Consider the following 12,428-nt stretch of genomic DNA (forward strand, 5'->3'; position numbering starts at 1 on the left):
GCCACCACGCCCCGCCCCGCCGCTCGCAGGCCGCCCCGCCGGTCCGGTGGACCCGCCGTGTCGCGGTGCGGTGATCGGAGCCCGTTCCCGGGTGTGCGGTGGCCCGCCAGCTCGGACTGGGCCGTGCCCACGCGCTCCTCCCCTCGCGAGGTCGCCCGCGACCGGCGGGCCGCCCGAGGGCCGGGGTGCGCCCCGGGGTTGGCGGTGACGGACGACCACCTCACCGGCCGGCCGCCGCTTTCGGGGCCGGGCCGTGGCCAGGGGTGGTTCGGCGGTGGGCTGTCGGACGTGGCCCGCTGGCGGCGTGAGCCCGTCGACGCCTCGCGCCCGAGCCGGGAGATGTCCGGCCGGGAGCCGGCCGTCCCGCGCTGGGCGGACCCTCGACGACTGCTCCTCGGGGCCCGGGGTGTGTCGCGACGCCCGGGGTGTGTCGCGACGGGCTCGGCGTTCGTCGACGGGGGGTGGTGTCGTTCCGTTCCCGCACGCCAGCGGGAGCGTGGCAGTGGTCGCACGGTGTGGGAGTACCCACCGAGTGGCGTTCCACACGTATTCTTCCCGCATGCATTGCCGAACCGTTTCCTGATCGCGTCCGGGTCGTTTCCCGGGTGGGGAACGCGGTGCCGATCACGAAACGTGACCGTTCTCCCCCGGTGCGCAGCCGGAGCGCGCCCAGCTGATCGTAATCAAAACGAGACCCATATATCACAGTGGCTGGACGATGTCAGCCGAATGGGTGAATTCGCTGGTAACGCAGAGTTTTTGACGCGACGATCTTTGTCGCTCGCGGGGTGAATCGTGAATCTCGTTCCGATAACGTCGCCTGACCGTGTGAACCGTCGTCTTTGACCGAGGGGAAGACGCGGCCTAGGTTCGGAGCGCCGGGTCACCCGGGTAATCGGGAACCCGGCGTCACCTGTTACCAAGTAGGGAGCGGCCCGCTGTGTCTGCTGCGAACGTCAACCGACGAAACTTCCTCCGGGGTGCGGCAGGCGGATTGCTGGTGGTCGGACTCGGCGCGGGAGCCGCGACCGGGTGCAGTCGAGTGGATCTCCAGGCCACCACGGAGGGCGGGCGCCTGCTCGACGAGCTCCGCAGCCGGGGCAGCGTCCGAATGGGGTTCGCCAACGAGCGCCCCTTCGCCTACATCGACGGTGAGGGGAACCTCACCGGCCAGGCCTCCGAGGTGGGGAAGGCGATCTTCCGCCGGCTCGGTGTCGAGGAGTTCGTGCCGAAGCTCGCCGACTTCAGCTCGCTGATCCCTGGTCTCAACGCGGGCCTGTTCGACGTGATCGCCGCCGGCATGTACATCACGCCGGCGCGCTGCGAGCAGATCCGCTTCACGAACCCGGACTACAACGCCCCCTACAACCTGCTGCTCCCCGAGGGCAATCCCAAGGGCCTGAGCACGGTCGAGGACTTCGTGCAGCGCGACGACGCGGTGATCGGGGTCATCGTCGGTGGCGTCGAGCAGGGCATCGCCCGGGACATCGGGGTACCGGACAGCCGCATCGTGGTGTTCCCGGACCAGCCCTCGGGTTTCGACGGCGTGCTGGCGGGACGGGCGGACGCGTTCCTGCTCACCGGTCTCTCGTTGCGCTCGGCGCTGGAAGCCCGCCCCGGCACGCCGCTGGAACTCGGGCCTCCGTTCGTCGCCGTCGTCGACGGGGTGGAACAGCACGGAGCGGGTGCCTTCGGGTTCCGGAAGGACCAGGGGAACATCGTCAACGACTTCAACCGCGAACTCGCCGACATGAAGAGCACGGGAGAACTGCTGGAAATCGTCGAGCCGTTCGGCTTCACCGAGGCAGAGATGACTGATCTGACCGCCGACGAACTGTGCAGCGCGCCGGTGTCCTGACGAGAAGGAGTTCGCGCAGATGTCCGCGGGTCTCTGGAACTACATGTTCGAAGGGTTGCTTGTCACCCTTCAACTCACGATATTCGGGGCGGTACTGGGACTGGTGTTCGCCTTCGCGGCCGGGTTGGCCCGGCTCAGCGGGAACAAACTGTTGCGGGGAATGGGATTCGCCTACACCGAGGCTTTCCGGGGCCTGTCGGCGCTGGTGGTGCTCTTCTGGTTGATCTTCGTGCTCCCGACGGTCTTCGGGGTCCAGCTGGCGCCGCTGTTCGCCGGTGTCCTCGCGCTCGCCCTCAACATCGGCGCCTACGGCGCCGAGGTGGTGCGCGGGGCGGTGCGGGCCGTGCCGCGCAGCCAGATCGAGGCGGCGATCGCGCTCAACTTCACGCCGTGGCAGCGGATGCGCAAGGTGGTCCTGCCGCAGGCGGTCGTGGCGATGATCCCCTCCTTCAGCAACAACCTGATCGAGCTGCTCAAGGCCACCGCCCTGGTCTCGGTCGTCTTCCTGTCCGACCTCACCTTCGGGGCGCAGCTCGTGCGCGCCTCCACCGGCAACACCGCCGGCACCTTCGGCCTGCTCCTGGTCGCCTACGGCCTGATCGCCCTGGTCTTCACCACGCTCATGCGGCTGCTGGAGCGGCGTGCCGCCGCCTCGCTGGGACGGACAGTGCCGCCGGGCATGATCGCCCGCATCTTCCGCAGGACGGAGGCCTCCGCATGAACTGGGACTGGCAGATCTTCTGGGACTCCTTCCCCCGGCTGCTCGACGGGCTGGTCATCGCCCTCCAGGCGACCGTCATCGGCTACCTGATCGCCCTGGTGCTCGGCCTGGTCTTCGCCCTGCTGCGGCGCAGCCGGCTGGTCTGGATCTCCGCCCCGGTGGGGCTGGTCGTGGAGTTCATCCGGTCGACCCCGCTGCTCGTGCAGCTGTTCTTCCTGTTCTACGTGCTGCCGCAGTTCGACGTGCACCTCTCCACCCTGATGACCGGAGCCATCGGACTGGGCGTGCACTACGCGACCTACATCTCCGAGGTCTACCGAGCCGGCATCGACGGTGTTCCCCAGGGCCAGTGGGAGGCGGCGAAGGCGCTGAACCTGCCGGCCCGCCGCACCTGGACGAGCGTGATCCTGCCGCAGGCGATCCCGCGCTCGGCGCCGGCCCTGGGCAACTACGTGATCGCGATGTTCAAGGACACCCCGCAGCTCATCGTCATCACGCTGCCGGAGATGCTGACCACCGCCCAGGGCATCGGGTCGGAGACCTTCCGCTACCCGGAACCCATCACCGTCGCCGGCATCCTCTACCTGGCGACCGCGCTGGTGATGTCGTGGATCGCCCGCATCTTCGAGCGCCGTTTCGGCACCGTCCGCGCGGCCTGATCCGCCGCCCGCACCACCCCACCGTTCTTCGTGAGACCGAGAGGATTCGACATGACCGAGCCCAGTGCCGCGGCGGCCGGCTCGCCGGGGGAGAAAGCGACCAGCGACGACGGGTTCATCGTCTTCGACCAGATCAGCAAGCGATTCGGGAAGAACGTCGTCCTCGACGACCTGTCGTTCTCGGTCGGATCCGGCGAGCGGGTGACGCTGATCGGGCCGAGCGGTTCGGGGAAGACCACCATCCTGCGCATGCTCATGACGCTGACCAAGCCGGACTCCGGCCGGATCAGGGTGGGGGAGGACTACCTCTACCACGAGCAGCGGAACGGTGAGCTGGTCAGCGCGGGGGAGCAGCACATCCGCAAGGTGCGCGGCCGGATCACCATGGTGTTCCAGCAGTACAACCTGTTCCCGAACATGCGGGTCCTGCGCAACGTCACCGAGGCCCCGGTGCACGTGCTGGGCCGTTCCCAGGACGAGGCGGAGGAGCGGGCGAAGGAACTGCTCGACATGGTCGGGCTCGGTGACAAGCTGCGGGCGTACCCGTCGCAGCTCTCCGGCGGTCAGCAGCAGCGGGTGGCGATCGCCAGGGCACTGGCCATGGACCCGGACATCCTGCTGCTCGACGAGGTCACCTCGGCGCTGGACCCGGAGTTGGCCGCCGAGGTGCTCGACGTGCTCCGCGACGTCGCGCTGAGCAGTGACATCACCATGCTCTGCGTCACCCACGCGATGAAGTTCGCCCGGGACGTCTCCCACCGGGTTCTCATGTTCGACCAGGGAAGGATCATCGAGGCGGCTCCCCCCGCCGAGATGTTCGACGACCCGAAGCAGGAGCGCACCCGGACCTTCCTGGAGTCCGTGCTCGACGAGACCTGAGCGGGTGGGAGCGGGCGCCGGTCACTCCGCGGCGCCGACTCCCGCCCGGTGCAGCAGGAGCAGCGAGTACGCCGCGATGGACTGGGCGTCGGTGATCTCGCCGGCGGCCACCATCTCCCGGAACCGTTCGTGGGTGAACCAGGCGGCACGCATGTCCTGCTCCTCGTGCTCCCGCTGGTGCACGCCCATGGTCAGGCTGGTGGCCAGGAACACCGCACCACGCTGGCTGCTCAGCCCCGGGGCGAGGTCGAGCGTCCCGAGTTGGGTCAGCTGGCCCGCCCGCAGCCCGGTCTCCTCGCGGAGTTCGCGTTCGGCCAGTTGCCTCGGCGGGAGCTCCAGCTGGTCCGGCGCCGTGCCCTGCGGGAACTCCCAGCACCGCCGGCCCAGCGGGTACCGGAACTGCTCGACGAGGAACAGCCGCTCCCCGTCCTCCGGGATCACCAGCGCGAACGGCGGCTTGTCGATGACCCCGTACATCCCGACCGACCCGTCCTGACGTCGGATGGTGTCCTCCCGGATGCTCATCCACGGGTTCGCGTACACCTGGCGGCTGTCGAGCGTGTCCACGGCCGAAGATCCTGCCCTCTGGCGGGGAGGGTGCCAAGACCGGGGTGGCGGTCCCGGGAACCGGAAGCCGTTGCTCCGATGTGGAGACTGTGATCCGATCGGTGCAGTTCTCGCCACCGCTGGTGAGTGCCGCCCTGGCCGAACGGGTGAGACCCCTCATTCGAAGGGGTACAGCGTTGCCTGACGAACGCGAAGGCATTCCGCGAACCGCCGGTCGAATGTCAATCTTTCCCTTACGAGTAGTCGGTCTTGTTGGAAATTTCCTGACTGATCGACGGGGAGGAGTGGCAATGAACGACTCATGGGTCAAAGCGGTGGCGGTCCTGGGGGCGGTGTCGCTCGCCGGGGCACTACCCGCAACGGCACTCGCGGCGGAAGTCCCCCGAGGCGACGTGCTCGGCACCGAGAGCCCGGACGCGGTGCCCGGCCGGTACATCGTGGTTCTGGACGACGCGGTCTCCGCCCAGGACGTCGTCGGAACGGCCGGCGACCTGGCCGCCAAGTTCGGCGGCTCCGTGGAGATGACCTACCGGACGGCGCTGCGCGGGTTCGCCGTCAGCCTGGACGACGCCGAAGCGTCGCTGCTGGCCGCCGAACCCGGCGTCGCGCTCGTCGAGCAGGACCAGCGGGTGCGGCTCACCGATGTCCAGGAGGACCCCACCTGGGGGTTGGACCGGATCGACCAGCGGGAACTCCCCCTCGACGGGGTCTACGAGTACCAGTCCACCGCCGACGAGGTCGCCGTCTACGTCCTCGACACCGGCATCAACCACGGCCACGCCGACTTCGGCGGTCGAGCCCGGCTCGGGTTCGACGCGGTCGACGACGGCCAGGAGGGCGAGGACTGCAACGGCCACGGCACCCACGTCGCGGGGACCATCGGCGGCGAGGAGTTCGGGGTGGCCAAGGGTGTCGACCTCTACTCGGTGCGGGTGCTCGGCTGCGACGGATCCGGCACGAGCTCCGGGGTGATCGCGGGCATCGACTGGGTCACCGAGAACGCCCAGGCGCCCGCGGTGGCCAACATGAGCCTGGGCAGCGCCGGAGCCACCGCCATCGACGAGGCCGTCACCAACTCCGTGGCCGCCGGCGTCACCTACGTCGTGGCCGGGGGCAACTCCAACACCGACGCCTGCGGGACCTCACCGGCCAGGGTTGAGGAAGCCGTGACGGTCGGGGCCACCGACGCCGAGGACGGTCGCGCCTACTTCTCCAACTGGGGGGAGTGCCTCGACCTGTTCGCACCGGGAGTCGACATCACCTCGGCCTGGATCGACGGGGAGGACGCCACCAACACCATCAGCGGGACGTCGATGGCCTCACCCCACGTCGCGGGCGCCGCCGCCCTGCTCCTGGCGGAGAGCCCCGAGGCCACGCCGGAGGAGATCGGAGCGGCCCTCGCCGACGCCGCGACGCCGGACGTGGTCGAGGACCCGCAGGCGGGTTCGCCCAACCTCCTCCTCTACACGGGGCAGTGAGCCGGAAAGCCGGCCGGCGGGGCGCGCGCGAGGGCGTTGACGGGACATCTAGGCTGTGCCGGGTGCGTCTCGTGATCGCCCAGTGCCAGGTGGACTACGTCGGCCGGCTCACCGCTCATCTGCCGAAGGCCACCAGGCTCCTGCTGATCAAGGCGGACGGGTCCGTGTCGGTCCACTCCGACGACCGCGCGTACAAACCGCTGAACTGGATGAGCCCGCCCTGCTGGCTGATCGAGGACCCCGACGTGTGGACCGTGCAGAACAAGGCCGGCGAAAAGCTCGTCATCACCATCAACGAGGTCCTGCACGACAGCAAGCACGAGCTGGGGCCGGAACCGGGCCTGGTCAAGGACGGGGTCGAGGCGCACCTCCAGGAGCTGCTCGCCGAGCACGTCACCACCCTCGGGGAGGGCTGGTCGCTGGTGCGCCGCGAGTACCCCACCGCCATCGGCCCGGTCGACCTGCTCTGCCGTGACGACGGCGGAGCCACGGTGGCCGTGGAGATCAAGCGCCGCGGTGAGATCGACGGCGTCGAACAACTGACCCGGTACCTGGACCTGCTCAACCGCGACCCCCTGCTCGCCCCGGTGCGGGGCGTCTTCGCGGCCCAGATCATCAGGCCCCAGGCCCGGGTGCTGGCCGAGGACCGGGGTATCCGCTGCGTCACCCTCGACTACGACGCCCTGCGGGGCATCGAACCCGACGAGTTCCGCCTGTTCTGACCCCGGGGCGTCGGGAACACCGGCGGCCGGAGTAGCCCTAACCTGGAGGAATGCCGGTCGACGCCGCTCCAGGTCACTCGCCCGCGCACCCCGGACGTGGGCTGCTCGTCTTCGTCGCCGCCGTCGCGGCGACCGCGGCGGTCGGCTCGTTCGCCTCGAGATCCGCCGCAGAGGACTACGCGGCGCTCGAACTGCCGCCGTGGGCGCCGCCGTCCTGGCTCTTCGGGCCCGTGTGGACGGCGCTCTACGTGTTGATCGCGGTCTCGGGCTGGTTGGTCTGGCGGCGGCACGGGGCCACCGGGGCCCGGACCGCCCTCGCGCTGTTCGGCGCGCAGCTCGTGCTCAACGCCGCGTGGACGCCGTTGTTCTTCGCCGCCGGACGGTACGGCCTCGCGTTGCTCGACATCGTCGTGCTGTTCGTCGTCGTGGCCGTCCTCGTGGGGCTGTTCGCCCGGCTCCGCCGGACGGCGGCGGTGCTGCTGGTGCCCTACCTGCTGTGGGTGGGGTACGCGGCCCTGTTGAACGCCGCCGTCTGGTCGCTCAACACCTGACCGCCGCGCCGCCGACCCGGTCGTGACCGTCGAACCAGGTCGCGAACGAGGAGGCACGTGGACGCGGCCGGCCTACCCGGGGCTCCTCACCAGCCGGAGGGGCGAGCGGTGGGGACGCGCCCTGCCCCGCCGTGCCGCCCGCGCACGCCGGAACCCCGCGAGCGGTCCGACGACACCGCGTGGCCGCTGTTGTCGTCCCTCGCCCCGAGCCCCCGTTCGACACCCCGCGACCGGCATGGCTGGTCGACGCGCACGCCCGTCTCCCGCCGCCGGGAGGACCCGGCCCTGCGGTGGTCGGGGGAGGAACCCGGTGTCCGCCCCGCCCGCGACGCGCTCCGGGCCGAGTGGAACCGCGTGCCGTTGCCCACTCGGGACGCCTGGGACCCACCCCACCAGGGGCGGGGGTGACCGGGGGTGGTTGGGCCGGCCCCGCCCAGGCCGACGACACGAAAGCGGAGCCCTCCGGTCGCCGAGCGGCGCCGAGGCGCGCGCTTCCGACGGGGCCTCGGTTGCCCGTAGCACGCCCGCTCGCGGCCACGAGCGGCTAGCGTGCAGACGTGCCTGTGCGTCGAACCGGTCCCGTCTCCCCGCTCCTGGCAGCGGCCGTGCTCGTGTCCCTCGTCGCGGCCGGCTGTGGAGCGACACCCGACCTGACCAAGACCGTCTCGGCCCGGAGCACGGTCCCGATGGAACCAGCACCGGTCGACCCGGGGGTCGCGGCGGAGTGGAACAAGCCGCAGGACCCGGCGCTGACCCTCGAAGCGCAACGGCGGGTCGATCCGTGCGCGCTGATCGACCCCGGGTCGCTCGCGCCGTGGGCCGACGACCTGACCCTCGTCAACTCCGGCTGGGACCGCTGCTTCGGGTACCAGCTCCTGGAGAGCCGCTCCGTGAACGTGTCCCTGCAGCTCGGGGACACCCCGCTCCTCGTCGCGCCGGAGGCGGCCGAGGACATCGCCGGGCTCACCACCTACGTGCAGTCGATGGGCAGCGGGTCCGGCGGGACCTGCACGGTGCGGGTGCTCACCAGCGAGGGAGAACACCCCCGGGCGCTGACCGTGCTGGTCGACGGCCCCGGGGAGGACCTGTGCGACCGGGGTGGCGAACTGGCGCGGGCGGCAGTGGAACGACTGCGCGAGGACCCACCGCTGATGGACACCCCGGACGGCACGCTGCTCGAACGGGACCCCTGCGCTCTCGTGCCACCGGAGGTCGTGGAGGACATCCTGGGCCCCGGCCAGGAGTCGCGGCCGGACGGCCTGTACCGGTGCCGCTGGGGGGCGCTGGGCGGCCCGTCCCTCTTCGTCGAGTTCGCCCAGCGAGCGGACCCCGCCAACGACGTGGCCACCGAGGAGGTGGAGGTGGCCGGGGCGACCGCCTACCGCGAACGTTCCGACATCGTCTACCCCCAGTGTGAGATCAGCTGGTTGCACCGGACCACCAGTGGAGGACCGTTCGAGTCCGAGGTCGTCCGGGTGGTGATGGACGACGTCCTGCGGGAGGGCGCAGACGTCTGCGCCGGTGCGTTCGCGGCGGCCCAGGAGGTCAGGCCGGCGCTGCCACCCTCGGACTGACGCGCCGGGAGCCTGACCGCCGCGCGTCCCGTCACCCGTTCGTCGGATCTTCACCCTGGCCGCCGGTGATCGGGTGCGGAATGGACCATGGCCGGAACATGATCTGTGACGACCGCGACGTCGCCGACACGCGACCTGGGCTGACGGCCCACGACGTTCCCCGGCCCCTGGGAGGAAGCACCATGCCGCACCCCGTGCCAGGCCAGACCAGCAGCATGACGGGGGCCGGCGGGGCCGGGCACGAGAGAGTCACCGGCGAGCCGGTGACGGGCCCGGGGGCGCGGCGCTTCACCTCCGTCGACCCCCGGACGGGGGAGACCGTCGGCCACTACGCGCTGCGGACACCCGAGGAGGTCGAGAACACGGTCGCCTCGGCCCGCGCGGCCGGCGAGTGGTGGGCGGGGCTCGGGTTCGGCGGGCGTGCCGCCCGGCTCGCCGCGTGGCGCCGGCACCTCGTCCGCCACTTCGACGAGCTCGCCCACCTCGTCTGCGCCGAGACGGGCAAACCGGTCGACGACGCCCGGGTCGAGGTGACGGTGGCCGTCGAACACCTCAGCTGGGCGGCCCGGCACGCGGAACGGGTGCTCGGGCGACGCCGGGTGCCATCGGGATGGCTGATGGCCAACCAGGTCTCCACGCTCGAGTACCTCCCGCTCGGCGTCGTCGGCGTCATCGGTCCCTGGAACTTCCCCGTGCTCACCCCGATGGGCAGCATCGCCTACGCACTCGCCGCCGGGAACACCGTCGTGTTCAAGCCCAGCGAGCTCACGCCGGGAGTGGGGCGGTGGCTGGCCGCCTCGCTCGCCGAGAGCGTGCCGGAGCGCGAGCTGCTGCACACCGTCACCGGAGCGGGTGACACCGGGGCGGCGCTGTGCCGGTCCGGCGTGGACAAGATCTCCTTCACCGGCTCGGCGAGGACGGGGCGGGCCGTCCTCCACGCCTGCGCCGACAGCCTCACCCCCGTCGTGCTGGAGTGCGGCGGGAAGGACGCCCTCGTCGTCGGGGAGAACGCCGACCTGGAGCGCGCCGCCGACGCGGCCACCTGGGGCGGTTTGTCCCACGCCGGTCAGGTGTGCGTGTCGGTGGAGCGGGTCTACGTGGTGGAGGCGGTCGCGGAGGAGTTCCTCCGCCTGCTCGCGGAGCGGGTGGCGCGGGTGCGACCCGGTGGGGAACCACACGCCGACTACGGGCCGATGACCGACCCGGCCCAGGTCGACGTCGTACGCCGCCACCTCGCCGACGCGCTGGAGCGGGGAGGCCGGGCGCTGGTCGGCGGGGTGAACTCCGTCCGGCCGCCGTACGTCGAACCGGTGGTCCTCGTCGACGTGCCGGAGGAGGCGCTGGTCAGTGCGGAGGAGACCTCCGGGCCGGTCCTCGTCGTCCACCGCGTTCCCGACCTCGACACCGCCGTCGCGCGGGCCAACTCCGGGCGGCACGCGTTGGGAGCGGCCGTCTTCGCCGGGGCCACCGGGGCGGACGTCGCGTCCCGGCTGCGGGCCGGCATGGTCGCGGTGGACGGTGTCCTCACCTTCGCCGCCGTTCCCGCCCTCCCCTTCGGGGGCTCCGGCGAGTCGGGTTTCGGCCGGGTCCACGGGGAGGACGGCCTCCGCGGTTTCGCCAGGGCGCAGGCGGTGGTGCGGCGGCGGTTCCGCCCCCTGCTCAACCCGATGACCTTCGCGGGACGGGCCAGGGCAGTGCGGCGGCTCGGCCGGCTCCTGCGCCTGCGCTACCGGCGGTGACCAACACCGGGGGCGCCACGCCCGGACCGCGACCCCGCCCACCTGGGCCGTTCCACCTGACCCGGAGCCGCCGGCACCGGTAGGGTCGCGGTCGTGACGGCCGTCACCCGTCCAGGGGGGCGGTGGTGGGTCCGTCCGGACGGGCCGGGCGGGTCGACAGGGAGGTTCGACGCGTGAAGAAGATCCTCAACGACCCCTCGACGGTGGTGAGCGACGCACTCCGAGGTCTGGCCCTGGCGCATCCCGAGCTGCTCCGGGTGAGCACCGACCCCGCCGTGGTCACCCGGGTGGAGCCGACCCCACCGGGCACCGTCGCGGTCGTCTCCGGGGGTGGTTCGGGGCATGAACCGTTGCACTCCGGGTTCGTCGGCCCGGGCATGCTGGCCGCCGCCTGCCCAGGGGCGGTGTTCACCTCACCCACCCCCGACCAGGTGCGGGCCGCCGTGCGGGAGACGGAGGCCGGTGGCGGAGCCCTGCTGGTGGTGAAGAACTACACCGGCGACGTGCTCAACTTCGAGACCGCCGCCGAACTGCTCGAGGCCGACGGCGTCGAGGTGCGGACGGTGGTCGTCGACGACGACGTGGCCGTCACGGACTCCTCCTTCACCGCCGGGCGACGGGGGGTGGGGGGAACGGTCCTCGTCGAGAAGATCGTCGGTGCGGCCGCTGCCCGGGGCGACTCCCTCGACCGGTGCGCCGAGCTCGCTCGCCGGGTGAACGGGCAGGTGCGGTCGATGGGGCTGGCGCTGTCCCCCTGCGTCGTGCCCCACGTGGGGCGACCCAGTTTCGAGCTGGGTGAGGACGAGATCGAGGTCGGGATCGGCATCCACGGCGAACCGGGGAGGGAACGCATCCGGCTCGAACCCGCGGACGGCCTGGTCCGCCGGCTCGTGGAACCCGTGCTCGACGACCTGCCGTTCACCTCGGGGGACGACGTCCTGCTGTTCACCAACTCCATGGGGGGAACCCCTCCGCTGGAGCTGTACCTGGCCCACGGCATCGCCGAACGGCTGCTCGCCGATCGGGGGATCAGGGTGCGCCGCCGGCTGGTCGGCCCCTACGTGACCAGCCTGGAGATGCGGGGTATCAGTGTGAGCGTGCTCCGGTTGGACGACGAACTGACCGCGCTGTGGGACGCCCCCGTGCGCACCCCCGCCCTGCGCTGGGGGCCCTGATGGGGTGCGGCGTCGACGAGGTGGTGGCGGCATTCCGGCGGGCCGCGGAGGTGGTCACCGAGCACCGCGACGAACTGGTCGACCTCGACCGGGCGATCGGGGACGGCGACCACGGCGAGAACCTCACCCGGGGGTTCACCGCCGTGCTGGCGAGGCTGGACGAGGGCGGGCCGGGCAGCCCCGCCGAGGCGCTGAGGATGGTCGCCAGCACCCTGATCTCCACGGTGGGTGGCGCCGCCGGTCCGCTCTACGGCACGGCCCTGCTGCGAGCGGCGAAGGCGGTGCCGGACCGGGCGGAACTCGGCCCCGAGGACATCACGGCGGCGCTGGCCGCCGCCCTGGAGGGTGTCGTCGCCCGAGGACGCGCCGAGGTGGGTGACAAGACCATGGTGGACGCGCTGACGCCGGCGGTGGCGGCGGCGGAACGGGCAGCGGGTGACGGCGGGGACACCCGCGCCGTGCTGGCGGCGGCCTCGGCCGCGGCCGAGGCCGGCGCGCGCGGGAC

12 protein-coding genes are annotated in these 12,428 nt (G+C 71.7%); 11 read left to right on the plus strand and 1 reads right to left on the minus strand.

Annotated elements, in window-relative coordinates:
• Positions 1-1,042 precede the first annotated feature (1,042 nt).
• The 4 genes from ehuB to ehuA are packed head-to-tail and all read left to right on the plus strand — an operon-like array spanning position 1,043 to position 4,117.
• Positions 1,043-1,858 (plus strand): ectoine/hydroxyectoine ABC transporter substrate-binding protein EhuB, encoded by an 816-nt coding sequence (gene ehuB / locus ACTIDRAF_RS0220590; protein WP_245533595.1) that lies wholly within the window; start codon positions 1,043-1,045, stop codon positions 1,856-1,858.
• Positions 1,859-1,877: 19 nt separating this feature from the next.
• Entirely contained in the window at positions 1,878-2,579 is a 702-nt protein-coding gene (gene ehuC, locus ACTIDRAF_RS0220595; RefSeq protein ID WP_016700612.1) for an ectoine/hydroxyectoine ABC transporter permease subunit EhuC, read from the plus strand.
• Positions 2,576-3,238: an ectoine/hydroxyectoine ABC transporter permease subunit EhuD gene (ehuD, locus tag ACTIDRAF_RS0220600; protein ID WP_016700613.1), complete on the plus strand. Its 663-nt coding sequence runs from the start codon at positions 2,576-2,578 to the stop codon at positions 3,236-3,238. The genes ehuC and ehuD overlap by 4 nt, the downstream gene beginning before the upstream one ends.
• A gap of 51 nt (positions 3,239-3,289) precedes the next feature.
• The gene (gene ehuA / locus ACTIDRAF_RS0220605; protein ID WP_016700614.1) at positions 3,290-4,117 is read left to right on the plus strand and encodes an ectoine/hydroxyectoine ABC transporter ATP-binding protein EhuA; all 828 of its coding nucleotides are present in this window, start codon (positions 3,290-3,292) and stop codon (positions 4,115-4,117) included.
• Between the two features lie 21 nt (positions 4,118-4,138).
• On the opposite strand, the gene ACTIDRAF_RS0220610 is transcribed toward ehuA, so the two are convergent.
• The gene (locus ACTIDRAF_RS0220610) at positions 4,139-4,684 is read right to left on the minus strand and encodes an NUDIX domain-containing protein (protein ID WP_016700615.1); all 546 of its coding nucleotides are present in this window, start codon (positions 4,682-4,684) and stop codon (positions 4,139-4,141) included.
• A 290-nt stretch (positions 4,685-4,974) separates the two neighbouring features.
• Here ACTIDRAF_RS0220610 and ACTIDRAF_RS0220615 point away from each other — a divergent pair, with 290 nt between their 5' ends.
• The 7 genes from ACTIDRAF_RS0220615 to dhaL all read left to right on the plus strand — a co-directional run.
• On the plus strand, positions 4,975-6,162 hold the full coding sequence (locus ACTIDRAF_RS0220615) for a S8 family peptidase (RefSeq protein ID WP_016700616.1): 1,188 nt from the start codon (positions 4,975-4,977) through the stop codon (positions 6,160-6,162).
• 62 nt (positions 6,163-6,224) lie between these two features.
• Positions 6,225-6,884: an endonuclease NucS gene (nucS, locus tag ACTIDRAF_RS0220620; RefSeq protein WP_026066329.1), complete on the plus strand. Its 660-nt coding sequence runs from the start codon at positions 6,225-6,227 to the stop codon at positions 6,882-6,884.
• Between the two features lie 50 nt (positions 6,885-6,934).
• Positions 6,935-7,435, plus strand: a complete 501-nt coding sequence (locus ACTIDRAF_RS0220625) for a TspO/MBR family protein (RefSeq protein WP_016700618.1) — start codon at positions 6,935-6,937, stop codon at positions 7,433-7,435.
• A 557-nt stretch (positions 7,436-7,992) separates the two neighbouring features.
• Complete coding sequence (locus ACTIDRAF_RS0220635; RefSeq protein ID WP_157163170.1) at positions 7,993-9,009, plus strand: hypothetical protein; 1,017 nt, start codon at positions 7,993-7,995, stop codon at positions 9,007-9,009.
• A gap of 215 nt (positions 9,010-9,224) precedes the next feature.
• Positions 9,225-10,748: an aldehyde dehydrogenase family protein gene (locus ACTIDRAF_RS0220640; RefSeq protein ID WP_157163171.1), complete on the plus strand. Its 1,524-nt coding sequence runs from the start codon at positions 9,225-9,227 to the stop codon at positions 10,746-10,748.
• A gap of 173 nt (positions 10,749-10,921) precedes the next feature.
• Positions 10,922-11,923, plus strand: coding sequence for a dihydroxyacetone kinase subunit DhaK (dhaK, locus tag ACTIDRAF_RS0220645; protein ID WP_016700621.1), 1,002 nt, complete (start codon positions 10,922-10,924; stop codon positions 11,921-11,923).
• The coding region (gene dhaL, locus ACTIDRAF_RS0220650) for a dihydroxyacetone kinase subunit DhaL (RefSeq protein ID WP_026066331.1) at positions 11,923-12,428 on the plus strand (506 nt) is incomplete at its 3' end. The genes dhaK and dhaL, both read left to right, overlap by 1 nt.

It is taken from the genome of Actinoalloteichus spitiensis RMV-1378, from assembly GCF_000239155.1.
Lineage (GTDB): Bacteria > Actinomycetota > Actinomycetes > Mycobacteriales > Pseudonocardiaceae > Actinoalloteichus_B > Actinoalloteichus_B spitiensis.

Excerpts from the sequence above, each read along its gene's own strand:
- ehuC (WP_016700612.1), top strand. The coding sequence starts at position 1,878 with ATGTCCGCGGGTCTCTGGAACTACATGTTCGAAGGGTTGCTTGTCACC.
- ehuD (WP_016700613.1), top strand. The coding sequence starts at position 2,576 with ATGAACTGGGACTGGCAGATCTTCTGGGACTCCTTCCCCCGGCTGCTC.
- ehuA (WP_016700614.1), top strand. The coding sequence starts at position 3,290 with ATGACCGAGCCCAGTGCCGCGGCGGCCGGCTCGCCGGGGGAGAAAGCG.
- ACTIDRAF_RS0220615 (WP_016700616.1), top strand. The coding sequence starts at position 4,975 with ATGAACGACTCATGGGTCAAAGCGGTGGCGGTCCTGGGGGCGGTGTCG.
- ACTIDRAF_RS0220625 (WP_016700618.1), top strand. The coding sequence starts at position 6,935 with ATGCCGGTCGACGCCGCTCCAGGTCACTCGCCCGCGCACCCCGGACGT.
- ACTIDRAF_RS0220640 (WP_157163171.1), top strand. The coding sequence starts at position 9,225 with ATGACGGGGGCCGGCGGGGCCGGGCACGAGAGAGTCACCGGCGAGCCG.